The 25,195-nt window shown below is 69.7% G+C and carries 28 protein-coding genes and 1 riboswitch; of the genes, 16 read left to right on the top strand and 12 right to left on the bottom strand.

Annotated elements, in window-relative coordinates; genetic code table 11:
* Positions 1 to 253: 253 nt before the first annotated feature.
* The 4 genes from rpsF to rplI all read left to right on the top strand — a co-directional run bounded on the left by rpsF (position 254) and on the right by rplI (position 1,984).
* Positions 254 to 544, top strand: coding sequence for a 30S ribosomal protein S6 (gene rpsF, locus ACIRR8_RS09550; RefSeq protein ID WP_015609864.1), 291 nt, complete (start codon positions 254 to 256; stop codon positions 542 to 544).
* A gap of 74 nt (positions 545 to 618) precedes the next feature.
* Positions 619 to 1,239: a single-stranded DNA-binding protein gene (locus ACIRR8_RS09545; RefSeq protein WP_404061221.1), complete on the top strand. Its 621-nt coding sequence runs from the start codon at positions 619 to 621 to the stop codon at positions 1,237 to 1,239.
* A 43-nt stretch (positions 1,240 to 1,282) separates the two neighbouring features.
* A complete protein-coding gene (gene rpsR, locus ACIRR8_RS09540; RefSeq protein WP_003967857.1) occupies positions 1,283 to 1,519 on the top strand; it encodes a 30S ribosomal protein S18 in 237 nt (78 codons plus the stop codon).
* Positions 1,520 to 1,537: 18 nt separating this feature from the next.
* Positions 1,538 to 1,984: a 50S ribosomal protein L9 gene (rplI, locus tag ACIRR8_RS09535; protein WP_404061218.1), complete on the top strand. Its 447-nt coding sequence runs from the start codon at positions 1,538 to 1,540 to the stop codon at positions 1,982 to 1,984.
* Between the two features lie 169 nt (positions 1,985 to 2,153).
* Here rplI and ACIRR8_RS09530 read toward each other — a convergent pair whose 3' ends face one another.
* Positions 2,154 to 3,491 (bottom strand): MATE family efflux transporter, encoded by a 1,338-nt coding sequence (locus ACIRR8_RS09530; RefSeq protein ID WP_404061215.1) that lies wholly within the window; start codon positions 3,489 to 3,491, stop codon positions 2,154 to 2,156.
* Between the two features lie 459 nt (positions 3,492 to 3,950).
* Here ACIRR8_RS09530 and dnaB point away from each other — a divergent pair, with 459 nt between their 5' ends.
* Together dnaB and ACIRR8_RS09520 are read left to right on the top strand one after the other, a co-directional pair.
* Positions 3,951 to 5,432 (top strand): replicative DNA helicase, encoded by a 1,482-nt coding sequence (gene dnaB, locus ACIRR8_RS09525; protein ID WP_404061213.1) that lies wholly within the window; start codon positions 3,951 to 3,953, stop codon positions 5,430 to 5,432.
* A gap of 170 nt (positions 5,433 to 5,602) precedes the next feature.
* Positions 5,603 to 5,893, top strand: a complete 291-nt coding sequence (locus tag ACIRR8_RS09520) for a barstar family protein (RefSeq protein ID WP_404061211.1) — start codon at positions 5,603 to 5,605, stop codon at positions 5,891 to 5,893.
* Between the two features lie 151 nt (positions 5,894 to 6,044).
* Here the strand turns inward: ACIRR8_RS09520 and ACIRR8_RS09515 are convergent, their stop codons facing one another.
* Positions 6,045 to 6,620, bottom strand: coding sequence for a TetR/AcrR family transcriptional regulator (locus tag ACIRR8_RS09515; protein ID WP_404061208.1), 576 nt, complete (start codon positions 6,618 to 6,620; stop codon positions 6,045 to 6,047).
* A gap of 158 nt (positions 6,621 to 6,778) precedes the next feature.
* On the opposite strand from ACIRR8_RS09515, the gene ACIRR8_RS09510 reads away from it, so the two are divergent.
* Entirely contained in the window at positions 6,779 to 7,363 is a 585-nt protein-coding gene (locus ACIRR8_RS09510) for a dihydrofolate reductase family protein (RefSeq protein WP_404061206.1), read from the top strand.
* 71 nt (positions 7,364 to 7,434) lie between these two features.
* Positions 7,435 to 8,811 carry a serine hydrolase domain-containing protein gene (locus ACIRR8_RS09505; protein WP_404061205.1) on the top strand — a complete coding sequence of 459 codons (1,377 nt, stop codon included), beginning with the start codon at positions 7,435 to 7,437 and terminating at the stop codon, positions 8,809 to 8,811.
* 261 nt (positions 8,812 to 9,072) lie between these two features.
* Here the strand turns inward: ACIRR8_RS09505 and ACIRR8_RS09500 are convergent, their stop codons facing one another.
* Both ACIRR8_RS09500 and ACIRR8_RS09495 read right to left on the bottom strand, forming a co-directional pair.
* Positions 9,073 to 9,525, bottom strand: a complete 453-nt coding sequence (locus ACIRR8_RS09500; RefSeq protein ID WP_404061202.1) for a GNAT family N-acetyltransferase — start codon at positions 9,523 to 9,525, stop codon at positions 9,073 to 9,075.
* Positions 9,526 to 9,553: 28 nt separating this feature from the next.
* Complete coding sequence (locus tag ACIRR8_RS09495; RefSeq protein WP_404061199.1) at positions 9,554 to 10,012, bottom strand: MarR family winged helix-turn-helix transcriptional regulator; 459 nt, start codon at positions 10,010 to 10,012, stop codon at positions 9,554 to 9,556.
* A gap of 139 nt (positions 10,013 to 10,151) precedes the next feature.
* Here ACIRR8_RS09495 and ACIRR8_RS09490 point away from each other — a divergent pair, with 139 nt between their 5' ends.
* A complete protein-coding gene (locus ACIRR8_RS09490) occupies positions 10,152 to 11,363 on the top strand; it encodes an MFS transporter (protein WP_404061196.1) in 1,212 nt (403 codons plus the stop codon).
* Positions 11,364 to 11,416: 53 nt separating this feature from the next.
* Positions 11,417 to 11,839 carry a heme-binding protein gene (locus ACIRR8_RS09485; protein WP_404061193.1) on the top strand — a complete coding sequence of 141 codons (423 nt, stop codon included), beginning with the start codon at positions 11,417 to 11,419 and terminating at the stop codon, positions 11,837 to 11,839.
* Between the two features lie 24 nt (positions 11,840 to 11,863).
* Here ACIRR8_RS09485 and ACIRR8_RS09480 read toward each other — a convergent pair whose 3' ends face one another.
* The 4 genes from ACIRR8_RS09480 to ACIRR8_RS09465 form a co-directional block, all read right to left on the bottom strand.
* Positions 11,864 to 12,730 carry a GNAT family N-acetyltransferase gene (locus ACIRR8_RS09480; RefSeq protein ID WP_404061190.1) on the bottom strand — a complete coding sequence of 289 codons (867 nt, stop codon included), beginning with the start codon at positions 12,728 to 12,730 and terminating at the stop codon, positions 11,864 to 11,866.
* Positions 12,731 to 12,857: 127 nt separating this feature from the next.
* Complete coding sequence (locus tag ACIRR8_RS09475) at positions 12,858 to 13,337, bottom strand: NUDIX domain-containing protein (RefSeq protein WP_404061187.1); 480 nt, start codon at positions 13,335 to 13,337, stop codon at positions 12,858 to 12,860.
* Between the two features lie 44 nt (positions 13,338 to 13,381).
* A complete protein-coding gene (locus ACIRR8_RS09470; protein ID WP_404061185.1) occupies positions 13,382 to 14,506 on the bottom strand; it encodes a cystathionine gamma-lyase in 1,125 nt (374 codons plus the stop codon).
* Between the two features lie 46 nt (positions 14,507 to 14,552).
* Positions 14,553 to 14,930 (bottom strand): phage holin family protein, encoded by a 378-nt coding sequence (locus ACIRR8_RS09465; RefSeq protein ID WP_404061183.1) that lies wholly within the window; start codon positions 14,928 to 14,930, stop codon positions 14,553 to 14,555.
* A 108-nt stretch (positions 14,931 to 15,038) separates the two neighbouring features.
* Between ACIRR8_RS09465 and ACIRR8_RS09460 the strand changes: the two genes are divergently transcribed.
* The 4 genes from ACIRR8_RS09460 to ACIRR8_RS09445 all read left to right on the top strand — a co-directional run bounded on the left by ACIRR8_RS09460 (position 15,039) and on the right by ACIRR8_RS09445 (position 17,297).
* Positions 15,039 to 15,356 carry a cupin domain-containing protein gene (locus ACIRR8_RS09460; protein ID WP_404061181.1) on the top strand — a complete coding sequence of 106 codons (318 nt, stop codon included), beginning with the start codon at positions 15,039 to 15,041 and terminating at the stop codon, positions 15,354 to 15,356.
* 145 nt (positions 15,357 to 15,501) lie between these two features.
* Positions 15,502 to 15,714 carry a DUF5326 family protein gene (locus ACIRR8_RS09455; RefSeq protein ID WP_356756025.1) on the top strand — a complete coding sequence of 71 codons (213 nt, stop codon included), beginning with the start codon at positions 15,502 to 15,504 and terminating at the stop codon, positions 15,712 to 15,714.
* 273 nt (positions 15,715 to 15,987) lie between these two features.
* Positions 15,988 to 16,758 (top strand): IclR family transcriptional regulator, encoded by a 771-nt coding sequence (locus tag ACIRR8_RS09450; RefSeq protein WP_404061178.1) that lies wholly within the window; start codon positions 15,988 to 15,990, stop codon positions 16,756 to 16,758.
* Between the two features lie 101 nt (positions 16,759 to 16,859).
* Positions 16,860 to 17,297, top strand: a complete 438-nt coding sequence (locus ACIRR8_RS09445; protein ID WP_015609883.1) for an SsgA family sporulation/cell division regulator — start codon at positions 16,860 to 16,862, stop codon at positions 17,295 to 17,297.
* Positions 17,298 to 17,331: 34 nt separating this feature from the next.
* Here ACIRR8_RS09445 and ACIRR8_RS09440 read toward each other — a convergent pair whose 3' ends face one another.
* Complete coding sequence (locus ACIRR8_RS09440; protein WP_404061175.1) at positions 17,332 to 18,678, bottom strand: YibE/F family protein; 1,347 nt, start codon at positions 18,676 to 18,678, stop codon at positions 17,332 to 17,334.
* 70 nt (positions 18,679 to 18,748) lie between these two features.
* A riboswitch (TPP riboswitch) is annotated at positions 18,749 to 18,882 on the top strand.
* Between ACIRR8_RS09440 and thiC the strand changes: the two genes are divergently transcribed.
* Complete coding sequence (thiC, locus tag ACIRR8_RS09435; RefSeq protein ID WP_404061172.1) at positions 18,875 to 20,677, top strand: phosphomethylpyrimidine synthase ThiC; 1,803 nt, start codon at positions 18,875 to 18,877, stop codon at positions 20,675 to 20,677. Its footprint overlaps the riboswitch before it by 8 nt.
* 316 nt (positions 20,678 to 20,993) lie before the next feature.
* On the top strand, positions 20,994 to 21,350 hold the full coding sequence (locus ACIRR8_RS09430) for a DUF805 domain-containing protein (protein WP_404061169.1): 357 nt from the start codon (positions 20,994 to 20,996) through the stop codon (positions 21,348 to 21,350).
* Positions 21,351 to 21,439: 89 nt separating this feature from the next.
* On the opposite strand, the gene ACIRR8_RS09425 is transcribed toward ACIRR8_RS09430, so the two are convergent.
* The 3 genes from ACIRR8_RS09425 to ACIRR8_RS09415 form a co-directional block, all read right to left on the bottom strand.
* A complete protein-coding gene (locus ACIRR8_RS09425) occupies positions 21,440 to 22,261 on the bottom strand; it encodes a hypothetical protein (protein ID WP_404061166.1) in 822 nt (273 codons plus the stop codon).
* 181 nt (positions 22,262 to 22,442) lie between these two features.
* Positions 22,443 to 23,600, bottom strand: coding sequence for a metallophosphoesterase (locus tag ACIRR8_RS09420; protein WP_404061163.1), 1,158 nt, complete (start codon positions 23,598 to 23,600; stop codon positions 22,443 to 22,445).
* A 196-nt stretch (positions 23,601 to 23,796) separates the two neighbouring features.
* On the bottom strand, positions 23,797 to 24,909 hold the full coding sequence (locus ACIRR8_RS09415; RefSeq protein ID WP_076967683.1) for a LacI family DNA-binding transcriptional regulator: 1,113 nt from the start codon (positions 24,907 to 24,909) through the stop codon (positions 23,797 to 23,799).
* Positions 24,910 to 25,195 lie beyond the last annotated feature (286 nt).

Raw genomic sequence — 25,195 nt, 5'->3', positions numbered from 1 at the left:
CGCCCTCCGGAAAGCGGCCCGCATGTACCCCCTGACCTCCGGATTTCAACCGGAGGTCGGTCTGCGGGTAGTCTGTACGGTCTGCACCGGTGTCTGCCCAGGCCAGCACGGCGAGCCCCTCCCCCAGGAATCTTCCCGGGAGCGGATTGTCAGTGCCGGGTGTTCTCCTCGACGGACACCGTTGCGATACGCATCACGACCCTCCTGCCACGGAACGACCGTGGCCGCTGAGTCCAAAGGAGGTGGGTTCCACATGCGTCACTACGAGGTGATGGTCATCCTCGACCCCGATCTCGAGGAGCGAGCAGTCTCCCCGCTGATCGAGAACTTCCTCTCCGTCGTCCGTGAGGGCAACGGAAAGGTGGAGAAGGTCGACACCTGGGGCCGTCGTCGGCTCGCTTACGAGATCAAGAAGAAGCCCGAGGGCATCTACTCGGTCATCGACCTGCAGGCCGAGCCTGCGGTCGTCAAGGAGCTCGACCGCCAGATGAACCTGAACGAGTCGGTCCTCCGGACCAAGGTCCTCCGTCCCGAGATCCACTGAGCTTCTAGCTCAGCGGTTTTCGGGTCCGAGTAGCAGCAAGCAGCCAGAAGCAATCCCCGCCGAGAGGTTCACCCATGGCAGGCGAGACCGTCATCACGGTCGTCGGCAATCTCGTCGACGACCCCGAGCTGCGCTTCACCCCGTCCGGTGCGGCGGTCGCGAAGTTCCGTGTCGCGTCCACTCCCCGCATCTTCGACCGGCAGACCAATGAGTGGAAGGACGGCGAAGGCCTGTTCCTCACCTGCTCGGTCTGGCGTCAGGCGGCGGAGAACGTCGCGGAATCGCTCCAGCGAGGCATGCGCGTCGTCGTGCAGGGCCGGCTGAAGCAGCGGTCCTACGAGGACCGTGAGGGCGTCAAGCGCACGGTCTACGAGCTGGATGTCGAGGAAGTCGGCCCCAGCCTCAAGAACGCCACGGCCAAGGTCACCAAGACCACCGGTCGCGGCGGTCAGGGCGGCCAGGGCGGATACGGCGGCGGTGGCGGCCAGCAGGGTGGCGGCAACTGGGGCGGCGGTCCCGGTGGCGGTGGCCAGCAGGGCGGCGGCGGTGCTCCCGCCGACGACCCGTGGGCGACCGGCGCGCCGTCAGGCGGCCAGCAGGGCGGGGGCCAGCAGGGCGGCGGGAGCGGCTGGGGCGGAAGCCCCGGTGGTTCCGGCGGCTCCGGCGGCGGCTACTCGGACGAGCCCCCTTTCTAGGGCGGCTCGTACCCCCACTTCTTGATCACACAGGAGAAACACCATGGCGAAGCCGCCTGTGCGCAAGCCTAAGAAGAAGGTCTGCGCGTTCTGCAAGGACAAGACCCAGTACGTGGACTACAAGGACACGAACATGCTGCGGAAGTTCATTTCCGACCGCGGCAAGATCCGTGCCCGCCGCGTCACCGGCAACTGCACGCAGCACCAGCGTGACGTCGCCACGGCTGTCAAGAACAGCCGTGAGATGGCGCTGCTGCCCTACACGTCCACCGCGCGATAAGGGAAGGGTGACAACAGCATGAAGATCATCCTCACCCACGAGGTCTCCGGCCTCGGCACCGCCGGCGACGTCGTCGACGTCAAGGACGGGTACGCCCGCAACTACCTGGTTCCGCGTGGCTTCGCCATCCGCTGGACCAAGGGCGGCGAGAAGGACGTGGCGCAGATCCGCCGCGCCCGCAAGATCCACGAGATCGCGACGATCGAGCAGGCCAACGAGATCAAGGCCAAGCTCGAGGGCGTGAAGGTCCGGCTGGCCGTTCGCTCCGGCGACGCCGGCCGGCTCTTCGGCTCGGTCACCCCGGCCGACGTCGCTTCGGCGATCAAGGCCGCCGGTGGTCCGGACGTCGACAAGCGTCGTGTGGAGCTCGGTTCGCCGATCAAGACGCTCGGCGGGCACCAGGTGTCCGTGCGTCTGCACCCCGAGGTCGCGGCGAAGCTTGCCGTCGAGGTCATTGCTGCCTAAGGGCAGAGCTCAGCAGAGCAGGTGAAGGGCCGCATCCCCGACGGGGATGCGGCCCTTCGCTGTGTGCGGGGGAGTGTTTCACGTGAAACGGACTGTTTCACGTGAAACAGCGCCGCCGGGGCGGTCGGCTGTGGCGTTTCACGTGAAACAGTCCCGTCGAGCCCGCGCCTCAGCGGGTCGCGCCGGTGACGATCCACCGGCCGGAGCGCGTACGCACCCATAGGGTGGCCAGCCGGACGGCCATCATCAGCGTCATCGCCCACCAGAGCGCGGTGAGGCCACCGCCGAGAGCGGGCACCAGAAGCGCGACCGGAGCGAAGACGGCTAGCGTCGCCAGCATGGCCCAGGCGAGGTAGCGTCCGTCGCCCGCTCCCATCAGCACGCCGTCCAGGACGAAGACCACTCCGGCGATCGGCTGCGAGACCGCCACGACCAGGAGCGCGGGGAGCAGGGTCTCCTTCACCGCCGGATCGCTGGTGAAGAGCGGGATGAAGAGCGGTCGGGCGAGCATGATCAGTACGCCGAGCGCGATGCCGCAGCCGATGCCCCACTCGACCATGCGACGGCAGGCCTCCCGCGCGCCCTTCTCGTCGCCGGCCCCCAGATAGCGTCCGATGATCGCCTGGCCCGCGATGGCGATGGCGTCGAGTGCGAAGGCGGTCAGGCTCCAGAGGGAGAGGATGATCTGGTGCGCGGCGATGTCGACGTCCCCGAGCCGCGCGGCCACAGCGGTGGCGATCATGAGGACGGCCCGGAGCGAGAGCGTACGGACAAGGAGCGGCACACCGGCTCGGGCGCTGGCCCTGATGCCGGCGGCGTCGGGGCGCAGGGAAGCGCCGTGCCTGCGGGCTCCGCGCACGACCACCACGAGGTAGGCGACAGCCATGCCCACCTGGGCGATCACCGTGCCCCAGGCGGATCCGGCGATGCCGAGCCCGGCGCCGTAGACGAGGACCACGTTGAGGATGCCGTTCGCCGTGAAGCCGCCGATGGCGACGTACAGCGGGGTCCGGGTGTCCTGGAGGCCGCGGAGAACACCGGTGGCGGCGAGGACGACCAGCATGGCCGGGATACCGAAGCTGGAGATCCGCAGATACGTGATGGCGTACGGGGCGGCGGTGTCGGAGGCGCCGAACACATCGACGAGCCAGGGGGCCGAGGGGATGGCGAGCGCCACGACGACGGCACCGAGCAGCAGGGCCAGCCAGATGCCGTCCATGCCCTGGCGGATCGCCGCGGGCAGATCGCCCGCTCCGACCCGTCGGGCGACGGCGGCCGTGGTGGCGTAGGCCAGGAAGACGAAGATGCTCACGGCGGTCATCAGCAAGGCCGCGGCGATCCCGAGACCGGCCAGTTGCGGGGTGCCGAGGTGGCCGACGATGGCGCTGTCGACCATCACGAACAGGGGCTCGGCGACCAGCGCGCCGAACGCCGGTACGGCGAGGGCGATGATCTCGCGGTCGTGCCGTCGGCGGCCTGTTCGCGGGGTGGTGGGGGCCGGGGTCATGGGGGTCAATCTAATCTTCCACAGGTAAGAGATGCAATGGCTTAGTGTCCCTTACTCGATCTCCCGTGGGGTGCCTGCCCCTGCGCCGTTTGCGGTGATCTTGAAATCAGGGCGAAAGTTTTTCTCCCCCACAGTCAGTGGACGGAGAACATGCAGGTCAGGCTGGTAATGGCGATCCTGCTATGAGTTTGTCCACAGTGCTGTCCCCTGTTCCGTGCACAGGTTCCGAGGAGTTCTCCACAGCATCTGGTCCGTCATCCACATGCCCTGTGGATAACCAGATTGGCTGACGGTGGAGACGGGCCTACCGTGGTCCGGCGCCCGTACTCCGTTCCGGCACCGGAATCAGCAGAACCAGACGCGCCGGAAGCGGAGTCGGGCGACTTGTTTGTCAGCGCCGTGCCGTAAGAAAGAGTGGCACGGCTAGGTCCGCGATGCGGACGGGAGGAGGTGGGCCCGGTGAGCATTCCCGAGCCTTTGGACGACCCCTGGACCGAGGCCGGTCCCGGCGACCGTCTGCCTGTCTCCCGCCCGCGCCGCGGGGAGCGCAAGGGCAACCGCGAGGACCGGCACGACCGGGGCTCCGACGAGGGATGGGACGGCGGCGGCCCGTCCGGCTTCGAGCGGGTGCCACCGCAGGATCTGGACGCGGAGCAGTCGGTGCTCGGCGGCATGCTCCTGTCCAAGGACGCCATCGCCGATGTCGTGGAGATCATCAAGGGCCACGACTTCTACCGCCCGGCACACGAGACGGTCTACACGGCCATTCTCGACCTGTACGCCAAGGGCGAGCCGGCCGACCCGATCACGGTCGCCGCCGAGCTGGTGAAGCGCGGTGAGATCACCAAGGTCGGCGGAGCGCCGTATCTGCACACCCTGGTCCAGTCCGTGCCGACCGCGGCCAACGCCTCGTACTACGCGGAGATCGTCCACGAGCGGGCCGTCCTCCGGCGGCTCGTCGAGGCCGGCACGAAGATCACGCAGATGGGATACGCGGCCGACGGGGACGTCGACGAGATCGTCAACTCCGCGCAGGCCGAGATTTACGCGGTCACCGAGCAGCGCACCAGCGAGGACTACCTCCCCCTCGGCGACATCATGGAGGGCGCGCTCGACGAGATCGAGGCCATCGGGTCGCGCAGCGGCGAGATGACCGGTGTCCCGACGGGCTTCACGGACCTGGACGCCCTGACGAACGGCATGCACCCCGGCCAGATGATCGTCATCGCGGCCCGTCCCGCCATGGGCAAGTCCACGCTGGCCCTGGACTTCGCGCGCGCCGCGTCGATCAAGAACAACCTGCCCAGCGTCATCTTCTCCCTCGAAATGGGGCGCAACGAGATCGCGATGCGTCTGCTGTCGGCCGAGGCGCGGGTGGCCCTGCATCACATGCGGTCCGGCACGATGACGGACGAGGACTGGACGCGGCTGGCGCGCCGGATGCCCGAGGTCTCGGCCGCCCCGCTCTACATCGACGACTCCCCCAACCTGTCGATGATGGAGATCCGCGCGAAGTGCCGCCGGCTCAAGCAGCGCAACGACATCAAGCTCGTGATCATCGACTATCTGCAGCTGATGCAGGCCGGCGGATCGAAGCGTTCCGAGAGCCGTCAGCAGGAGGTCTCGGACATGTCCCGAAACCTGAAGCTGCTGGCCAAGGAGCTGGAGGTCCCGGTGATCGCGCTCTCGCAGCTGAACCGTGGCCCCGAGCAGCGCACGGACAAGAAGCCGATGGTCTCCGACCTGCGTGAGTCCGGCTCCATCGAGCAGGACGCCGACATGGTCATCCTGCTCCACCGCGAGGACGCGTACGAGAAGGAGTCACCGCGCGCGGGCGAGGCCGACATCATCGTCGGCAAGCACCGTAACGGCCCGACGGCCACCATCACCGTGGCCTTCCAGGGCCACTACTCGCGCTTCGTGGACATGGCGCAGACCTGAGGGCCGTCACTGTAGGGTCTCAAGTTTCGTGTCGGAATCTCACGGTCGATGTCGGAAGGAAGCCGGATCCGCCGTCGACCGTGAGACACCGCAGTTCAGCCGGGCGCGGTGCACGCCGGGGTGCCAGGGGTTCGTGGAGTCGCTTGGCCGGCCGAGCGGGTGGGGGAAGCGTGCGGATCGTCATTGACGGGGCGCACATCGGAAGCCAGGCGGACCTGCACCGGGTTCTTGCCGGGCCTCTGGACCTCGGTCCGTACTACGGGCACAACCTGAGCGCTTTGTGGGACCGTCTGAGCGGGGACGTCGAGCGTCCGGTCGAGATCGTCTGGGAGAACGCCGAAGCCAGTCGTGGCCGCATGGGCGGTGAAGCGTTCGAGGCGATCGCGTCCGTCCTGGTCCGGGCTGCCGCGGAAGACGAGTCGAACGCGCCGCACGAGAGGCTGACCGTGCGTTTCACCTGAGGTGGAGTCCGGCGGCGAGTGGCCACGGTTCGCCGTCGACTTCCGGCACGGAGCTGAGACGCTGAGCATGCGACACGGCGTGAGACGGCGGGCGTGGCCACGTCACAGCCTCAGTGTCCGACACGAGCCGCGAGAACCTGCGGTCACCCCGTCACCGGACCGGAATGATCCGCTCCACGACCGTGTCCACCACGACGCCGAGGTCGATGTCGCCGAGCATCTCGGGCAGGGTGAAGTGCTCCAGGAGCACGCCGGTCATGGCCAGGTAGAGCACGAGGAACGCGGAGTGGTCGCCGGGGAGGTCCATGTCGCGGTGGAAGGCGGCGCTCTCCTCGAAGCCCTTGCGGACGGTCCGGGTCAGCTGTGCACGTAGTTCCGGGCGGCGGGTCGCCTCCAGGCGGAGTTCCAGCAGGGCCAGGTAGCCGGTGCGGTCGTCGGTCATCCGCCGGACCAGCCAGTGCATCAGCTCGGCGACCAGTTCACGGGAGGGCGCGGGGCGCAGCGCCTGTTCGACCTGGGCCGGGTCCGGGGTCATCCGGTCGTGGATGCGGGCGCCTGTCTGCATGAACAGGTCGTCACGGCTGCTGAAGTAGTTCGACGCGGTGCCCACCGGCACGCCGGCCCGGGCGTCCACGGCGCGGAAGGTGAGCCCGCGGGCCCCTTCCCGCGCCAGGACCTCGACCGCGGCGTCCGTGAGCGCCACCCTGCGCTCGGGGTTCTTCGCCATGTTCCTTCTCCCTGCTCGTCGTTCTCCGGAAAGAGGTTGCGTAACCACTACACATGAAGCACTGTAAGTGTCGTGGTTGCGGCTCGTCACCCCGGTGACACGGTCGCCGCCGCGTCCTGGGCCGTCGGGCCCGCGTCGGCACGTCGAACGGGGAACACATGCGCAAGCTCACCTACTTCATCGCCTGTTCGATCGACGGCTTCATCGGTGACCCGCAAGGTGATGCCGAGACGATGATGGCCTTCGTCGACGAGGAGTTCATCGCCTTCCTCAAGGAGGAGTACCCGGAGACGATCTCGGCTCCAGGCCGTAAGGCCCTGGGGATCGAGCACCTGGAGAACCGGCGGTTCGACACCGTGGTCCAGGGGCGGGCCAGCTACCAGCTGGGCCTGGACGCGGGGTTGACGAGCCCTTACGGCCATATGCGCGAGTTCGTCGCCTCCCGGACGCTCACCGAGTCACCGGATCCGAACGTGGAGCTGATCGCGGAGGACGTGGTCGGCAGGGTCAGGAAGCTGAAGGCGGAGGAGAGCGGGCTGGACATCTGGCTCTGCGGCGGTTCCCAGCTGGCGGGCCTGCTGACCGACGAGGTCGACGAGCTCGTGATCAAGACCTATCCGCTGGTGTACGGCTCCGGGATGCCGATGTTCGGGTCCGGGTTCGCGGCCCACGAGTTCACGCTGGAGCAGGTGCGGACCTTCGCGAACGGGATTCTGATGCGGACGTACGGCCGGAAGCGCTGACGCCTGTTCCCGGAACTCCCGCCGCTCGTAATCTCCTCGCCAGGCGGCGGCCCGTCGGGTATGGGTTGACCATGACCTCTCCGCGTGAAGAACTGCTTCCCAGTACCCGGCGCTCCCTTATCCACCGCGTCGCCACGGCCCAGCGGGAGGGCCGGGCGCCTTCACTGGTGGCCGCCGTGCAGCGGGAGGGCCGGGTCGCGTGGAGCGGGGGCCGTACGGGCCTGGAGGGGCCGGCGCCGGACGCCGATACGCAGTACCGGATCGGCTCGATCACCAAGACGTTCACCGCGGTGCTGGTCCTGCGGCTGCGCGACGAAGGCCTGATCGGCCTGGACGACCAGTTGGAGAAGCACCTCCCGGGCACCGGAGCGGGGGGTGCCACCGTCTTCCAACTGCTCGGCCACAGCGCGGGCCTGGGTGCCGAGACTCCCGCACCGTGGTGGGAGCGGACCCCGGGAAGCCTGCGGCCCGAGCTCGCCGATGTGCTCGGCGAGCGGCCGCAGACGCACCCGGCGGGCCACCGATTCCACTACTCCAACCCGGGCTACACGCTGCTCGGTTCGCTGGTCGAAGCGGTGCGCGGGGTCTCCTGGGAGGAGGCGCTGCGCAGAGAGGTCCTGGAGCCGCTGGGCCTGCACCGCACGACCTACGGGCCGGTCGCCCCGTACGCGGAGGGCTGGGCCGTGCATCCCTGGGCCGATGTCGTGGTGAGCGAGCCGGCCGAGAACCTCGGGCTGATGGCGCCCGCCGGCCAGCTCTGGTCGACCGCTGCCGACCTGCTGCGCTTCGCCGGCTTCCTGTCCGAAGGCGACGACCGGGTGCTGTCGGCCGCTTCCGTACGGGAGATGAGGACGCCCGCCGCTGCCGCCGAGACCGGTGGCAGCGGATACGGCCTCGGGCTGCAGGTCGTGAAGACCGACAGCCGCGTCCTCTACGGGCACGCGGGTTCGCTGCCCGGGTTCGTCGCCGGTCTCTGGTTCAGCGAGGAGGACGACGTGGTCGCGGTCGCCCTCGCCAACGCCACCTCCGGGCTGCCCGCCGCCACGGTGGCCGCCGAACTCCTGACCATCGTCGCGGACGCCGAGCCGCGGATCCCGGCGCCCTGGAGCCCGCTGCCCGAGGTCGACCAGGAGCTGCTGGCCCTGACCGGGATCTGGCACTGGGGGACGCACACGTTCACGCTGAGGCTGACCGGGGGCCGGGGCCTTGAGCTCAGGCCGCTGGGCGGTACGGGGCGCGGAGCGGCCTTCGTGCCCCGGCCGGACGGTGGCTGGACGGGCCTGGACGACTACTACGCGGGAGAGACCCTGCGCGTCGTACGCCGGGACGACGGCTCGGTCGACCATCTCGACCTCGGCTCGTTCGCCTTCACCCGGGAGCCGTACGAGGCGGGCGCCGACGTTCCGGGCGGGCTGGACCCGGCGGGATGGCGGGGGCTCGGCGGCTGACGGCTGAATGGCAACGGTCGGTGGGGGGGGGGGGGGGGGGGGGGCGCGGCGCCCCCCCCCCCCCCCCGGGCGCGGCGGGGGGCGGGGCTGGGGGCCGGCGGGTAGGCCCCCGGCGGGGGGGGGCGCGCCCCGCGGGGGGGGGGCCGCGGGGGGGGGGGGGGGGGCGGCGGCGTAGGCGGCTATAGGGCACGGGGGGGGGGGGTGCTTTTTCCAACAAAAACCCCCCCCCCCCCCGACCGTTGCCATTCGAGAGCGAGACCTTCAGAGGGCCAGCTTGAAGCCCACATGGCTGGCCGTGAACCCGAGCCGCTCGTAGAAGCGGTGCGCGTCCTCGCGGGTGGCATCCGAGGTCAGCTGTACCAACTGGCAGCCCTGGCGGCGGGATTCATCGACCGCCCACTGGATCAGCTGCGTACCGAGCCCGCTGCCGCGCTCGTCGGCGTGGACGCGGACGGCCTCGATGATCGAGCGGGTGGCGCCGCGCCGGGAGAGGCCGGGGATCACCGACAACTGGAGGGTTCCGACCACACGGTCCTCGCGGACGGCGACGACGACGTGCTGGTTCGGGTCGCCGGCCAGCCGCCGGAGCGCCGCGCGGTACGGGGTGAGGTCGTCCGGCGACTCGCGCTGCGCGCCGAGCGGGTCATCGGCCAGCATGGCCACCACGGCGTCGAGGTCGGGCTCGGCAACGGGGCGTATCCCAAGATCGCTCATGATCGGCAGCGTACGCGGTCGGCGGCCGTCAGGCCGCGACCTTCAGCTCCTCGACCGCCCGGACCAGCGGCGCCAATTCGGGGTTCTCCGCGGCCTCGTCCAGCGCCGCCCGCAGGGCGCTGTCGTTGGTCGGCCGGGCCTCCGCGAGGAGAGTGAGACCGGCCTCGGTGACATCGGTGTAGATGCCGCGCCGATCGGTGTCGCACAGATACCGGGTCAGCAGCCCGCGGTCCTCCAGCCGCGTGACCAGACGGGTGGTGGCGCTCTGGCTGAGGACCACGGCGTCGGCGACCTGCTTCATCTGGAGATGGCCGCCGGGGCCGCTGTGCTGCCGGCTCAACACGTCGAGCAGCGAGTACTCCCGCGCGCTGAGCCCGTGGCCCGACTGGAGGGCGCGCTCGATGCGGGCCTCGATCTTCCCGTGGAGCAAGGAGAGGGCGCACCAGCCCTGGGCGAGGGCGGTCAGGGCCGGGTCGGTCGCGGTCATGGTCTCTCCTCCGTGCGGGAGCTGCGTGGTTCCAGGATAGGGGACGCCTGCAATAGCCCGCGTTTGCAATTAACCGGCGTATGCAATTATTGTGGACGCTCGTAAGGCGCAGACGCAATCTTCAGAGAAGGTGGAACCCATGCCGCTCGCGCTCCTGGCCCTGGCCATCGGGGCATTCGGGATCGGAACGACCGAGTTCGTGATCATGGGGCTGCTCCCCGAGGTCGCCGCGGACTTCCAGGTCTCGATCCCCACCGCAGGCTTCCTGGTGACCGGCTACGCGCTGGGGGTCGTCCTCGGTGCCCCGCTGATGACGCTCCTGGGCACCCGGGTCACCCGTAAACGGATGCTGATGCTCCTGATGGGCCTCTTCATCGTGGGCAACCTCGTATCCGCCCTCGCTCCCGTCTTCGGCGTCATGCTCGCCGGCCGGGTCATCGCCTCCCTCGCGCACGGTGCCTTCTTCGGCATCGGCTCGGTGGTCGCGGCCGATCTCGTCGCCCCGCAGAAGAAGGCGGGCGCCATCGCCATGATGTTCACCGGGCTCACGGTCGCCAATGTCGTCGGCGTCCCGCTCGGCACCTACATCGGGCAGTCCGCGGGCTGGCGGACCACCTTCGTCATCGTGGCGCTCCTCGGCGTGATCGGGCTCCTCGGAGTGGCGAAGCTCGTCCCCGAGCAGCCCAAGGCCGAAGGCGTACGCATCCGTCACGAACTGGCCGCGTTCCGCAACGTCCAGGTCCTCCTCGCGATGGCCATGACCGTCCTGGGCTTCGGCGGAGTCTTCGCAGCGATCACCTACATCACGCCGATGATGACCGAGATCGCCGGCTACTCGGCCTCCTCCGTCACCTGGCTGCTGGTCCTCTTCGGCCTCGGCATGGTGGGCGGCAACCTGGTCGGCGGACGGTTCGCCGACCGCCATCTGATGCCGATGCTGTACGTCTCCCTCGGCGCGCTCGCCCTGGTCCTCGGCCTCTTCACCGTGACCGCCCACAACAAGGCCGCCGCGGCCGTCACCATCGTCCTCATCGGCGCTCTGGGCTTCGCGACCGTCCCTCCGCTGCAGAAGCGGGTCCTCGACCAGGCCGCCGGCGCTCCCACCCTGGCCTCCGCGGTCAACATCGGCGCCTTCAATCTCGGCAACGCCCTCTCCGCCTGGCTCGGCGGCCTCGTGATCGCCGCCGGCCTCGGCTACACCGCCCCCAACTGGGTCGGCGCCGCCCTCGCCGCCTCAGCCCTGGTGCTGGCCGTGGTCTCCAGCCTGCTGGAGCGCCGTACCTCCGACGCCGGAGGCCGGATCGTCGCCGAGAGCAGCCCCGAGCCCGTCACCGCCCCGGCAAGGCACTGAGCCCCGCCCCAGACCCCTCCTCACCGCACCGCACAATGATCAGGAGCAGTTCCATGACCATCACCACCGCTGTCGCCCCGCTGACCATCCAGGACGCCGAGGCTCTCGTCACCGCCGCCCGTAGCGCCGCCGAGGCGGCCGGGGTCGCCGTCGCCGTGAGCGTCGTGGACGCGGGCGGCCACCTCCTGGCCTTCCGACGGGACGACCGGGCGGTGCTCATCGCCGGGGAGACCAGCACCCGCAAGGCGTTCACCGCACTGCAGCTCGACGCCCCGACCGCGGACCTGGCCGACGCCGTCCAGCCCGGCGGGCTCTTCCACACCCTGCCGACCGCGCTGGACCGCCCGCTGCTCTTCATCGCCGGAGGCATCCCCCTGCACCGCGGCGGCCGGCTGATCGGCGCCCTCGGCGTCGGCGGAGGAGCGCCGGAGCAGGACCACGGGTTCGCGTCCGCCGCCGCGGACTCCCTCGTCTGAGGCCGAGCACCCGGGCGGGGGGCGTCAGCCCGTCGCGATGGTGAGCGGGGCGAACCTGCGGGCCGCGTCGCCCGGGAGGTCCGCGATGCCGTACGTCATCACCGCGGTACGGGAACCCGGTTCGAGGCCGCGCTCCACCAGCCAGCCGAGCAGCTCCTCGTGGCGCGCGTCGACATCGGCCCGCAGCGGCCGGTCCGTCGTGGCGGCCAGCGCGGTGACGAGGGCCTTGGCGGTCGCCGTGTCGCGCGCGATGAGCGGGCCGACGGCGTGGACGTCGCCACTCGGCCAGAGCGCCGCGTAACCGGTCAGCTCGCCGTTCTCCTCCGCGACCTGGAGCCGGTCGGAGAAGGCCGGGAGCCGGGCGATGATGTGCGTACGGTCGACCCCGAAGACCGGCAGGTCGAGGCGGACCATCGCCTGGAGATCGTCCGCTGCGGCCGCGCGCGTGGTGACGGCCGGGGGCCGGTCCTCCGCCCGGAACCGGCCGAGCACCCGCTCGCTCCGGCCGACGTGGGCGAAGCCGAGCTCCTCGTAGAGCCGCTCTCCCTGAGGCGTGGCGTACAGCGCGAGCGGAGTGGACCCGGTCTCCTCCATGACATGGCGCATGAGGCGTCGGGCGACCCCCTGGCGGGTGTGGCGTCCGGCGACGAGCAGCATCCCGACGGTGGCCAGGCGGGGCCCGTACGACGTCACCACACAGGCCGCGACCAGGCCCTTCCCGTCCGGCTCCGCGATCCCGTACCCCGTGCCCGCGGAGAGCAGCAGCCCCCATCGGTGTTCGTCACGCGGCCAGCCGCGTTCCTCGGAGAGGTCGGCGCAGGCGGCCAGATCTCCCCGGGTGAGGCGCCGTACGGGCAGGTCGACGAGGGGCAGGGGTGATGGGCTGTGCATGGGGTCAGGCTGTCCGACGCGATGATCGCCCGTCCACCGGTTTCCCGGAACTGGCCGAGAACCGAAGCTTCCGCCGTCATGTTTCACGTGAAACATGACGGCGGACGCGTGTGGAGGCCAGGGACCGTCAGCTGAGGTCAGGCGCGTGCATCGCCCGTACGCCTTCGATGTTGCCGTCCAGATAGTGGCGCAGCGAGAGCGGTACGAGGTGGACGGCGGCGATCCCGACCCGGCTGAACGGCACCCGGACGATCTCGTACTCCCCGCAGGGCTCGTCGATCTCCGGGCCGTGCCGCCGGCTCACGTCCATCGACGCGAGCCGGCAGACGAAGAAGTGCTGGACCTTCACGCCCGTGACCCCGCCGTCCGCGATGTGCTCGACGGTGTCGACGAAGCAGGGCACCACATCGGTGATCTTGGCGCCGAGTTCCTCGTCGACCTCGCGGTGCAGGGCCTCGACGACGGTGGTGTCCTCCGGCTCGACCCCGCCGCCGGGCGTGAGCCAGTACGGATCGACCCCCGGCTTCGTGCGCTTGATCAGGACGAGGTCGTCGCCGTCGAGCAGGATGGCGCGTGCGGTGCGCTTGACCACAGGACGTTCGGTCATGGCAAGAGAGTGGCCCGTGCGGAGCCGTCTGAAACTCCCCCGGCCTACCGGGCCGCCTCGTCCAGCGCCCGCGCCACGTCCGCCAGCAGGTCCTCCGGGTCCTCCGCGCCGACCGAGAAGCGGATGAAGCCCTCCGGCACGGCGTCGCCGCCCCAGCGGCCCCGGCGCTCCGCGGTGGACCGTACGCCCCCGAAACTCGTCGCGTCGTCGACCAGCCGCAGCGCCGAGAGGAAGTGCTCCGCCGTCTCCCGGTCGGCCAGCTCGAACGACACCACCGAACCGAAGCGCCGCATCTGGCGCACGGCGATCCCGTACGACGGGTCCGTCGGCAGCCCCGGATACCGCAGCCCCGTGACCTCGGCCCGCTTGGACAGCGCCTCGGCGAGGGCCAGCGCCGTGCTGCACTGCCGCTCGATGCGCAGCTGGAGCGTGGAGAGCGAGCGGTGGGCGAGCCAGGCCTCCATCGGACCGGGGATCGCGCCGACGACCTTGCGCCAGCGCCGTACGTCGGCGGTCAGGCCGGGATCACGGCAGGTGACATGGCCCAACAGGATGTCGCCGTGCCCGGTCATGCCCTTGGTGTCGCTGGCGACCGAGAAGTCCGCGCCGAGCTCCAGCGGACGCTGGCCGATCGGAGTGGCCAGGGTGTTGTCGACGGCGACCAGCGCACCCGCCTCATGCGCGGCGGCCACGAGCCGGCGGATGTCGCAGACGTCCAGGCCCGGGTTGGACGGGCTCTCGATCCACAGCAGCTTCGCGCCCTCCAGCAGCGCCAGCTGGGCATCGCCGCCGGTCGGCGCGGTCTTGACCTCGACGCCGAAGGCCGTCAGCTGCTCCCGTACGAGCGGCAGCGCCTGGTAGCCGTCGTCCGGCAGCACCACGGTGTCGCCGGTGCGCACCTGCGAGAGCAGTACCGCGGTGATCGCCGCCATGCCGGAGGCGAACACCGTCGTGCTCACGTCCTCGCCGGGCGCCTCCAGCTCGCCGATGGCCCGTTCCAGATGGGTCCACGTCGGATTGGTGTCCCGGCCGTAGGTGTAGGGGCCCACCGGCTCGCCGGAGAGGTGGAAGTGCGCGGCGAAGACCGGCCCGGGCAGGGTCGGCTCGTACTGCTCCGGTTCGGGAAGTCCGGCGCGTACCGCGCGCGTTCCGTCGCCCATGCTGCTCATGCTGCTCCGTAGTCAAGTGGTCGGGCGGCCCCGGAGGGCCGGGAAATCAGTCCTCGTCCGGCAGGACCATGTTGAGGGCCCAGGAGACGACCGAGATGATCAGGGCGCCGAGGACCGCTGTCCAGAAGCCCTCGACATGGAAGCTGAGATCGAAGACCCCGGCCAGCCAGGAGGTCAGCAGCAGCATCAGCGCGTTGACCACCAGGGTGATCAGTCCGAGCGTCAGGATGAACAAGGGGAAGGTCAGCAGCTGGACCACCGGCTTGACCAGGAAGTTCACCACACCAAAGATCAGCGCGACCAGGATCAGGGTGAGGACCTTGCGGCCGGTGGAACCGCCCTCCAGCGTGATGTCCCCGATCAGCCAGATGGCCACGGCCAGCGCACCCGCGTTGGCGATCGTCTTGACTACGAAATTCTTCATGTGTCTGATCGTGGCAGACATGATCGGTGGTGGACACCGACAGCGCACGCGAACCGACGGCACAGGTCACAAGGGCCGACGGCACAGGTCACAAGGGGCGGACGGGCCATGAAGGCATTCAGACTGGACGAGCTGGAGGCGGAACGGGCCGCCAACGACGGCGCGTATCTGCAGTTCGTGCGGGAGCGGAACATGTCCGTCGGCCTGTACGCCCTCGACGCGGGCGAACTCGATCCGCAGCAGCCGCACCAGCAGGACGAGGTGTACTTCGTCGTCAGCGGCCGTGCGTCGATCACGGTCGGGACGGAGACGACCCAGGTCGGCCGGGGGAGCGTCGTCTATGTGCCGGCCGGAGAGGCCCACAAGTTCCACCACATCACCGAGGACCTGCGGGTGATGGTCGTCTTCTCGCCTCCGGAGGGCTGAGACCTCCCCGCCGGAGGTCCCCGGGCCCCGGGTTCCCTAGGGGTTCGATCAGGGGTCTTCAAGGGCTGCGGAGCCCTCGTCGGGGCTCCTCGCGCGCTTAGCATCGAGGCAGCAACCCAGAGAGACGAGGTAGATGGTCATGGCCGTGCGGGAGATATACGCGGGGATGCCCTGGTGGGTGAAGTGGATCGCGGTGCCGGTCATCGCGATCTTCGTGTTCGGCGGTCTGATCGCCAGTGTGATCGGCTTCGTGATCGGCCTGCTCTTCAAGGTGCTGGTCTTCGTCGTGCTGGTCGGCGGTCTGGTCTTCGTCGTACGCAAGTTCATGTCCTCCTCGTCCTCGCGTGGTGACTGGTAGGAAGGCTGCCGTGGGCCCGTGCGGGATCGGGGGTGCGCACAGGCCTGCGGATTAGCCCAGCTGAGCTAAGTCCCCTGGGAAAACTCCTCCCTTCAGAGGGCGGCCGATACAGTGACGTAACGCTGCCGCCGCCATCTGGAATGTGACCTTCTGTCACCGAACCGACCGAGTGACCAGTGGTTTGAACGACAGTCCGGTCGTGGGTGCGGCAGGCCCGTGGGGGCGGCCCCCACGGGAGGGCCGACGGCCCGTCACCATGCCTGGGGGTGACCTTTGACCACGGCATCGAGCACCGCTGTCCCGACGTTGATCGGTTCGGTTCAGCGGGCGTTGAGGCTGCTGGAGGCTGTGGGCACCCATCGGGACGGGGCGCCCGCCAAGCAACTCGCGCGGGAGGCCGGGCTACCGCTGCCGACGGCGTACCACCTGCTGCGCACGCTGACCCATGAGGGCTATCTCCGCCGGGAGAACGGCGTGTTCCTCTTCGGCGCGGCCGCCGAGAACCTGACCGCGGCCCGGGGCTCCAGGAGCCGGCCCGTCTCCGTCACCGACTCCCTCGCGCACTGGCGGGACGCCATCGGGGTCCCGGTGTACTGCGCGGTCTACCGCGACGGTGAGATCGAGCTGATCGCGGTCGCGGACGCCCCCGACGCCCCGGCGGTCGACGAGTGGGCCTCCTTCCGGGAGACCGGGCACGCGCACGCGATCGGGCAGTGCCTTCTCGGCCAGCTCGACGAGAAGGACCGCGAGGACCACCTCGACCGGCACCCCGTACGGCCCCTTACCCGTTACTCAGTGCGAGATCGCGCGGCACTTCTGGAACGTCTCCGAACGCTGCGACGGGGTGAACCGGTCATCGAACGCCAGGAGTACGCACTGGGCACCGTCTGCGCCGCCATTCCCGTCACAGCCGGTGCCACCATTGCGGCGATGGCCATTTCCGTACCCCTGGACCGTGAAGAACGGTTGCTGCCCGCAGTCGAACAGCTACGTGGCGAAGTGGCGAGCCTCTTGCGTTCGTTCGTGTTCTCTATCAGTATCTGAAAAATCACTCCTTGTGATCTGCTATCGCGTGCACCACGATGGCGTCAATAGGGCCATAGGGGATCATTCCTGGCCAGTTTCATCTACTGCGGGGTTGAGCGATGCGCGAGTCGGTTCAAGCAGAGGTCATGATGAGCTTCCTCGTCTCCGAGGAGCTCTCGTTCCGTATTCCGGTGGAGCTCCGGTACGAGGTGGCTGATCCCTATGCCATCCGGATGACGTTCCATCTGCCCGGCGATGCCCCGGTGACCTGGGCGTTCGGCCGTGAGCTGCTGCTGGACGGGCTCAACAGCCCGAGCGGCGACGGTGATGTGCACATCGGGCCGACCGAACCCGAGGGCCTCGGCGATGTGCACATCCGCCTTCAGGTCGGCGCGGACCGCGCGTTGTTCCGGGCCGGTACGGCACCGCTCGTCGCCTTCCTCGACAGAACCGACAAGCTGGTGCCCCTCGGCCAGGAGCACACGCTGGGTGACTTCGACGGGAACCTGGAGGAGGCGCTCGGCCGCATCCTCGCGGAGGAGCAGAACGCCGGCTGAGCCGCACCGCACGTACCTCCCCGCCTCATGTTTCTCACGCCTTACGGCGGCGGCCCCTGCCGGTCCGTGCGGGGGCGGCGGCCGTCGACGAGGAGAGGGAGGCGCCCGGGCGGTCCGCGGAGACCACCAGCGCGGCGAGCACCGTCGTCACCGGCACCGAGGCGACCAGACCGATCGAGCCGACCAGCGTCCGGACGATCTCCTCGGCGACCAGCTCGCTGTTGGCCACCGTGCCCACGCTGCTCTGGGCGATGGAGAAGAGCAGCAGCAGCGGCAGCGCCGCGCCCGCGTACGCCAGCACCAGGGTGTTCACGACCGAGGCGATGTGGTCCCGTCCGATCCGGATACCTGCCCGGTACAGCCCGCGCCAACCCATCCGCGGGTCCGCCTGGTGCAGTTCCCAGACGGCGGAGGTCTGGGTGACCGTCACATCGTCGAGCACACCGAGCGATCCGATGATGACACCGGCCAGCAGCAGACCGCTCATGTCGATGTCCGGGTAGAGGCCGTGGATGAGGCCGGTGTTGTCGTCGGTGTTGCCGCTCAGGTCCGCCCAGCCGATGAAAAGGGACCCGAGCAGGCCGATCAGCAGCAGGGAGATCAGCGTGCCGACGACGGCGACGGAGGTCCGGGCCGTCACCCCGTGGCACATGTAGAGCGCCGCCAGCATGATGGCGCTGGCCCCGATCACCGCCACCACCAGCGGATTCGAGCCCTGGAGGATCGCCGGCAGGATGAACAGGGTCAGTACGGCGAACGAGACGGCCAGCGCCACCAGCGCCATCACCCCGCGCAGCCGGCCCACCGCGACCACCGCCAGCGCGAAGATCGCGGCCAGCAGCGTCATGGGGATCTTCCGGTTCACATCGGTCACGCTGTACTGGAGGTCGGGCGGCGCGTCGGGGGCGTACGCCACCACCACGCCCTGGCCCTCGCGCAGTTGACGCGGGGCGTCCGGCTGGACCACCTCGACGAACCTGCGGCCCTTGTCGTCGCCGCTGGTCACCTCGACGGTCGCCTTCGCGCACTCCCCCTCCTGCCCGGCGACCGCCTCGCGGCCCGAGGGCGTGGAGGTGTCACCGGTCGGCGGGACCTGTGCGGCGTTGACGTCGGCGCAGTCGACCTTGACGACCTGGACGACCTTGCCGTCCTGGGTCTGCCGGTCGAATCCGACGCCGGTGCGCTCGTGGTCGGGGACGCCGCCGGGCCAGAACGCGATCAGGCCGACGACGACCGCCGTGGCGAACGGGATCAGGACGGCGGCGATGACCTTGCGCAGGTGCTTGGAGACCGGTGCGGCGGGTCCGTGGCTGTGCGTGTGGCCGTGGCTGTGGCCCTGGGGCGGCGGCTGGGGTGCGGGGTCGCTTTGGGGGGAGGTCACGGGGCGATCATCGCAAGAACAGGAGGGCCCTCTGGTCAGCTCGCCGGAAAGGACGCTAGCGTGGAGGCACCTTTGCACACGCGGGAGCTCGGAGCACCGGGCTGAGAGGGCGCTGACCGCCGTAGATCCGTACGGGACACGCTGCGCCGACCGCCGAACCTGTTACCGGGTAATGCCGGCGTAGGGAGTAGGTCTCATGACCACAGCGGACGCACGCACGCCTGCCTCGAAACAGAACGACGGGACGCCGGACGGCGCTCCGAACGGCGAGGGCGGGAAGTCCATCGGCTGGCACAAGGGGTACGTCCAGGGTTCGCGCCCGGACCTCCGGGTGCCGGTCCGGCAGGTGCACCTCACCAACGGCAAGGACGTGACGCTGTACGACACGTCGGGGCCGTACACCGATCCCGGGATCGACACCGACGTCCGCCGGGGCCTCGCGCCCCTGCGGGAGAACTGGATCATCGCCCGCGGCGACACCGAGGAGTACGCGGGCCGCCCGGTCCGCCCCGAGGACGACGGTCTCAAGCACACCTCGCCACGCGGCGGACTGCGCAACCTGGACGCGGTCTTCCCCGGCCGTCCGCGCCAGCCGCGCCGCAGCCGCGACGGACGGCCCGTCACCCAGCTCGCGTACGCCCGGCGCGGGGAGATCACGCCGGAGATGGAGTACGTCGCGATCCGGGAGAACGTCGGGGCCGAGACCGTACGCGAGGAGATCGCGGCGGGCCGGGCGGTGCTGCCGGCCAACGTCAACCACCCGGAGACCGAGCCGATGATCATCGGCAAGCGGTTCCTGGTGAAGGTCAACGCCAACATCGGCAACTCGGCCGTCACCTCCTCCATCGAGGAGGAGGTGGACAAGATGACCTGGGCGACCAGGTGGGGCGCCGACACGGTCATGGACCTGTCCACCGGCCGCAACATCCACACCACCCGCGAGTGGGTGCTGCGCAACTCCCCCGTACCGATCGGAACGGTGCCGCTCTACCAGGCGTTGGAGAAGGTGGACGGCCGAGCCGAGGAGCTGACGTGGGAGATCTACAAGGACACCGTCATCGAACAGGCCGAGCAGGGCGTGGACTACATGACGGTGCACGCCGGAGTGCGCCTGCCGTACGTCCCGCTGACGGCCCGCCGTAAGACCGGCATCGTCTCGCGCGGCGGCTCGATCATGGCGGCCTGGTGCCTGGCGCACCACAAGGAGTCGTTCCTCTACGAGCACTTCGAAGAGCTCTGCGAGATCCTCGCGACATACGACGTCACCTACTCCCTCGGTGACGGACTGCGCCCCGGGTCGATCGCGGACGCCAACGACGAGGCGCAGTTCGCCGAGCTGCGCACGCTGGGTGAGCTGAACACCATCGCCAAGCGGCACGGCGTGCAGACGATGATCGAGGGCCCCGGGCACGTCCCGATGCACAAGATCAAGGAGAACATCGACCTCCAGCAGGAGATCTGCGAGGAGGCGCCGTTCTACACGCTCGGCCCGCTGACCACGGATGTCGCGCCCGCCTACGACCACATCACCTCGGGCATCGGCGCCGCGATGATCGCCTGGTGGGGCACCGCGATGCTCTGTTACGTCACGCCCAAGGAGCACCTGGGCCTGCCGAACCGGGACGACGTGAAGACCGGCGTCATCACCTACAAGATCGCCGCCCACGCGGCCGACCTCGCCAAGGGCCACCCGGGCGCGCAGGAGTGGGACGACGCGCTCTCCGACGCGCGGTTCGAGTTCCGGTGGGAGGACCAGTTCAACCTGGCCCTCGACCCGGACACGGCCCGGGAGTTCCACGACGAGACGCTGCCCGCCGAGCCGGCGAAGACGGCGCACTTCTGCTCGATGTGCGGGCCGAAGTTCTGCTCGATGAAGATCTCCCAGGACATCCGGCGTCAGCACGGCGGTTCGCAGGAGGAGATCGAGGAGGGCATGGCCGAGAAGTCGAAGGAGTTCGCGGCCGCCGGCAACCGGGTCTACCTGCCGATCGCCGACTAGGACACACCCTGGGACCGCGGTCCGCCTCTCCGTCCCCGACGCCCCGTCCGGCGTCGGGGACGGCTTGCGTACGGCCGGGTGACCGGTGACGTGACGCCAAGGCTCTTCACCTATGGGCTACTTGCTGCTTTGGTCACCATCTGGCCTGATTACGGCACGTGTTAAGCGACAGTATGGACACAGTCGTGTGGCAGGTGGATGTACGTTTCGCAGCTGCGTCAACTGGGCTTGACCCGTTCCTTATCTGTGGCTTACTTTCCGGCTTGCTTGGCTGAAATTTGGTGGCCCTCGCACGGGGGCCTGGGGAGGGAACACAGTGAATTGGTACCTGGCCGTACTCAAGAACTACGCAGGCTTCAGCGGGCGCGCGCGCCGCAAGGAGTACTGGATGTTCACGCTCGTCCACCTGATCGTCGCGGCCGTCCTGTACGGCCTCGGCCTGGCGATCGACACGATGCTCCCGTACTTCATCTACGCCCTCGCGACGATCGTCCCGTCGCTCGCCGTGCTGGTGCGCCGCCTGCACGACACCGGCCGCTCCGGCTGGTGGTTCCTGATCGCGGCCGTTCCGCTGGTCGGCGGCATCATCCTGCTGGTCTTCCTCGCCTCGGAGGGCAAGCCGGAGCAGAACCAGCACGGCGCCAACCCGAAGCTGGCTCCGCAGGCTGTCTGATCCACCGCTCCGGCCCTGCCGGAGCGTCGCACAGGCCGGGCGCGGCACTCGCCGCCCCGGCCTGTGGCGTTTCCCGTGACCCGCGGGTCCTACTCCGGCCGGTGGTCCGGTCCGCCGAAGTCCGGGCTGGTGAAGTCGGGGCTCGTGAAGGTCGGCCGGGGGCCGGCCGACGGGCCGTCCTCCGGACCGGAGAAGTCCGGCCTGCTGTAGCCGACCTTCGGGATCCGGTTCGGTGAGCGGTGCGGGGTCCGTGCGGCGGGGCCCGCGGTCGGGTCGGCCAGGGCGTCCCGCAGGAACGGCAGGATGCCGCGCTCCAGCAGCGCGTGGCGCCAGGCCTCCCGGGCCCGGGCGACCTCTTCCGGCAGTTCGTCCTCCTCGTCCTCGGCGGCGAGCGAGGTCGAACCGTTGCGCAGGGCCGTGACGAGCAGCCCCACGGCGGCGACCAGGATGGCCGCGGCGGCGAGGGCCGCGAAGAACCACCCGGCCGCGATCATGGTGGTGCCGAAGCCGACGGACGGGCTGAGGGCCCTCATCAGATAGCCGACGAGCAGGAAGATCACGGCGGCGGCGCCCGCGAGGAGCGGCGTCAGGACCGTGAGGACCGCTCCTATGCCGGCGCCCGGCCCGGTGGCCGAGGATGTGTCTCCGTACGGCTCGCCCTCCGGTACGGCCGCGCTGGCCGCGCGCAGCTCGGCCCGGGCCTTCACGTAGTGCTCGTACTCGGTGGCCGCTGCCGCGGTGATCAGCGCCGTGGCGTTGAGCGCCATCGTGCGCAGCTGCTCGGTGTTGAGCCGGTCGCCGACGCCTTCCAGGTCCGGGCGTTCGTGGGCGTGACGCAGCGCGTCGCCGAGGATCCGGGCGTACTCGGGACCGTCCTCGGCTTGCAGGTGCGGAGCGCTTGTCATCTGCATCCCCCGATGCTCCGTCGGGCCCGGCAGCCCGCGTTGGCCGGGCGGTCGGGCGGAAACGGAGGAGAGCCTGCTACTGATGAGCCGATGGTAGAGCGCTCACGGCGCGCGGTGACAGGGTGTTTCCGGAAATAGGCCCGATGATCGGCGCGGTCCTGTCCAGGAGCGTCTTCCCGGTCAGAGCTCAGTCATGCAGGGGGAGTTGGACGACCAGGAGCTTTCCGGCCATGGTCACTCCGCCGTCCATGGCGATGGCGAGCCCGTCCGCGTAGACGTGCGGGCCGTTCACCACCGGCCCCGAACCGTCCTCGCCGTCCTCCGTGCCGACTTCGCCCAGGAGATACGGGATCGGGCTGTGACCGTGGACGACGCGCTGTCCGCCGTACGTCGTCAGCAGCTCGCGCACCGCTTCGGCGCCGCCCTCGTCGCGGAAGGCGAACCGCTTGGTGAGCTTGCGGAAGAGGTCCCAGCACTCGTCGGCGTCGTTGCGCGTGAGGATGTCGGTGATGGTGTCGTTGACGGCGTCGATGGTGGTGCCGTAGTCGAGGTAGGCCGTCGTGTCGGAGTGCATCAGCAGATGTCCGTCCTCCTCGACGACCGCGTCGAGCCGGGACATCCACTGCAGGTGCACGTCCTGGAGGCGGTCCATGTCGCTCTTCTGGCCGCCGTTGAGCAGCCAGGCGGCCTGGAAGGTGGCGGTGCCCGCACCGGAGTTGACGGGAGTGTCGGAGAACCGCTTGGCGCCGATCAGCAGCAGCTCGTGATTGCCCATCAGGGCCTTGCAGTAGCCGCCGGCCGCCGCCGCCTCTGCGGAGAGCCGCATGACGAGGTCGATGACGCCGATGCCGTCGGGTCCCCGGTCGGTGAAATCGCCCAGGAACCAGAGCCGGGCGTTGCCCGCGGCCCAGTTGCCGTCGGCGTCGATGAGGCCCTGTGCGGCCAGGGCGGCCACCAGCTCGTCGAGGTAGCCGTGGACGTCGCCGACGACGAAGAGCGGGCCTAGCCCTTCCCCGGTGACGGGGCGGGGCTCGGGGACGGTCTCCATCTTGACGGTGTCGCCACGGTTGATGACGGGGAGGTCGCGCTCGGTGGGGGTGTACCCCTCCGGCGGCTCGTCGCCGACGGCGGCGTTGCCCGGATGCGGCAGGTGGGGCGGTGCGGGGGCGTGCGGAGGCACGGAGGCGTGCGGCTCGGTCGGCGCCGGCGCGTGCGGGGGCACGGACGGGTGCGGCGCCGCGCCGGGCGCCGCCGGTGGTACGGGTGTCTGCGCGTACGGCGGAACTCTGAAGTCACGCAACGTCGCCGTCCGCACCACGGGTTCCTGACCGGCCCCCTGAGTCATCGACCCCTCCACCACCGTCGCGCCGCCGTACACCTGACGGGCCCTGCCTGGTAGAGGGGGTCCGCGGTGTCGTGCGCCCATCATAGGAATGCGGATCGATCTGTGTGACGCACCAGGGGTGGTGAATCCGGGCGCACGTACGGTTCACCGGCCGATTGGTCCGAAAAAAGACGATCAGTCCCTGCTCAAGAGACGATCAGTCCCTGCTCGGAGAGCGGGGCGCACTGACCGTGGTGCGCGGCGGACGGCGTTGCGAGGAGGTCCGGACGATGAGCTCCGTCGGTATCACCTGCTCCACCGGCCCGTCGTGCTCCACGCCTTCGATGGCGTCGATGAGGAGCTGGACGACGGCCGTGCCGATGCGCCGGGGCTTCAGCGAGAGCGTCGTGATGGGCGGTTCGGTGGCCGCGTACACGGTGGACTCGCTGCAGCAGACCAGCAGCAGGTCCTCGGGGACCCGCAGTCCGTAGCGGCGGGCGGCCGCGAGGAGGTCGGTGCCGTTGGGGTCGAAGAGCCCGTAGACGGCGTCGGGCCGGTCCGGCCGGGCGAGCAGCCGGTCGGCGGCGACCGCGCCCGCGCAGGGGTCGTGCGCCGGGTAGGACTCGTAGACGGGATCCTGGCCGACCCGCTCGCACCAGTGGAGGTACGCGGTGGTGGAGAGCCGGGTGTACGTGTCGGTGGTGGTGCCGGTCAGCAGGCCGATGCGGCGCGCTCCGGCGGCGGCGAGGTGGTCGAGGAGGTCGAGCACGGCGGCCCGGTGGTCGTTGTCGACCCAGGCGGTGACGGGGAGCGTGCCGGCCGGGCGGCCGTCAGAGACGACGGGCAGCCCCTGGCGGACGAGTTCGGTGACGACCGGGTCCTGGTCGGAGGGGTCGATGACGACGGTCCCGTCGAGCGCGACGTTCGACCAGACGTCGTGCCGGGAGGTGGCGGGGAGGATGACGAGGGCGTAGCCCCGGGCGAGCGCCGCCGAGGTCGCGGCTCTCGCCATCTCCGCGAAGTACGCGAATTCGGTGAAGGTGAAAGGTTCATCCCCGTACGTGGTCACGGTCAGGCCGATCAGCCCCGACTTGCCGGTACGGAGGGTTCGGGCCGCTGCGGAAGGGCGGTAGCCCAAGCGCTCTGCGACCTCGCGGACATGGCTGCGGGTGGCGTCCGGGAGCCTGCCCTTGCCGTTGAGCGCGTCGGAGACGGTCGTGATCGATACTCCGGCCGCGGCGGCCACGTCGCGGATCCCCGCCCGTCCTGGCCGGCCGCTGCGCCGGGGGGTCTCCGTCCGGCTCACCTGGTGCTTCCCTGCTGCTGTCATGGCGAGCCGATAGTAGGGCTCCGAGGGGTGGTCGGTCCGGTCGCATATGCACCCATTGACAGGCACGTTTTTGCATGATCGTTAGCCATCAAATTCCTTGTAAAGAAAGGGCGTTGATGGGCATGTCTTTAGTGTGTCAGGTGTTGGTGGTCGGCGGCCTGCTGAATGGCCGATGTCTCGAAGAGGTCTCAACTCACCACTTCGGGGGACGCGCGCCACGGCGTGAGACACGGGCGCGCGCCGGAAACCGAAACGCTCCCCCTGAGGAAGCCTTCGGATGCGGACC

Source organism: Streptomyces sp. NPDC101178 (genome assembly GCF_044767965.1).
GTDB lineage: Bacteria > Actinomycetota > Actinomycetes > Streptomycetales > Streptomycetaceae > Streptomyces.
The sequence above is the reverse complement of the archived record's forward strand: the minus strand, read 5'-3'. Positions and strand labels throughout refer to the sequence as shown.

Bases quoted from the DNA above. Each gene is read 5' to 3' on its own strand.
- ACIRR8_RS09485 (WP_404061193.1), top strand. From the start codon at position 11,417: ATGACCATCACCACCGCTGTCGCCCCGCTGACCATCCAGGACGCCGAG.
- ACIRR8_RS09500 (WP_404061202.1), bottom strand. From the start codon at position 9,525: ATGAGCGATCTTGGGATACGCCCCGTTGCCGAGCCCGACCTCGACGCC.
- ACIRR8_RS09510 (WP_404061206.1), top strand. From the start codon at position 6,779: ATGCGCAAGCTCACCTACTTCATCGCCTGTTCGATCGACGGCTTCATC.
- ACIRR8_RS09475 (WP_404061187.1), bottom strand. From the start codon at position 13,337: ATGACCGAACGTCCTGTGGTCAAGCGCACCGCACGCGCCATCCTGCTC.
- rplI (WP_404061218.1), top strand. From the start codon at position 1,538: ATGAAGATCATCCTCACCCACGAGGTCTCCGGCCTCGGCACCGCCGGC.
- ACIRR8_RS09415 (WP_076967683.1), bottom strand. From the start codon at position 24,909: ATGACAGCAGCAGGGAAGCACCAGGTGAGCCGGACGGAGACCCCCCGG.
- ACIRR8_RS09445 (WP_015609883.1), top strand. From the start codon at position 16,860: ATGCGCGAGTCGGTTCAAGCAGAGGTCATGATGAGCTTCCTCGTCTCC.
- ACIRR8_RS09420 (WP_404061163.1), bottom strand. From the start codon at position 23,600: ATGACTCAGGGGGCCGGTCAGGAACCCGTGGTGCGGACGGCGACGTTG.
- ACIRR8_RS09545 (WP_404061221.1), top strand. From the start codon at position 619: ATGGCAGGCGAGACCGTCATCACGGTCGTCGGCAATCTCGTCGACGAC.
- ACIRR8_RS09505 (WP_404061205.1), top strand. From the start codon at position 7,435: ATGACCTCTCCGCGTGAAGAACTGCTTCCCAGTACCCGGCGCTCCCTT.
- ACIRR8_RS09495 (WP_404061199.1), bottom strand. From the start codon at position 10,012: ATGACCGCGACCGACCCGGCCCTGACCGCCCTCGCCCAGGGCTGGTGC.
- rpsR (WP_003967857.1), top strand. From the start codon at position 1,283: ATGGCGAAGCCGCCTGTGCGCAAGCCTAAGAAGAAGGTCTGCGCGTTC.
- ACIRR8_RS09490 (WP_404061196.1), top strand. From the start codon at position 10,152: ATGCCGCTCGCGCTCCTGGCCCTGGCCATCGGGGCATTCGGGATCGGA.
- ACIRR8_RS09470 (WP_404061185.1), bottom strand. From the start codon at position 14,506: ATGAGCAGCATGGGCGACGGAACGCGCGCGGTACGCGCCGGACTTCCC.
- ACIRR8_RS09465 (WP_404061183.1), bottom strand. From the start codon at position 14,930: ATGAAGAATTTCGTAGTCAAGACGATCGCCAACGCGGGTGCGCTGGCC.
- ACIRR8_RS09515 (WP_404061208.1), bottom strand. From the start codon at position 6,620: ATGGCGAAGAACCCCGAGCGCAGGGTGGCGCTCACGGACGCCGCGGTC.
- ACIRR8_RS09530 (WP_404061215.1), bottom strand. From the start codon at position 3,491: ATGACCCCGGCCCCCACCACCCCGCGAACAGGCCGCCGACGGCACGAC.
- rpsF (WP_015609864.1), top strand. From the start codon at position 254: ATGCGTCACTACGAGGTGATGGTCATCCTCGACCCCGATCTCGAGGAG.
- ACIRR8_RS09460 (WP_404061181.1), top strand. From the start codon at position 15,039: ATGAAGGCATTCAGACTGGACGAGCTGGAGGCGGAACGGGCCGCCAAC.
- ACIRR8_RS09480 (WP_404061190.1), bottom strand. From the start codon at position 12,730: ATGCACAGCCCATCACCCCTGCCCCTCGTCGACCTGCCCGTACGGCGC.
- thiC (WP_404061172.1), top strand. From the start codon at position 18,875: ATGACCACAGCGGACGCACGCACGCCTGCCTCGAAACAGAACGACGGG.
- ACIRR8_RS09425 (WP_404061166.1), bottom strand. From the start codon at position 22,261: ATGCAGATGACAAGCGCTCCGCACCTGCAAGCCGAGGACGGTCCCGAG.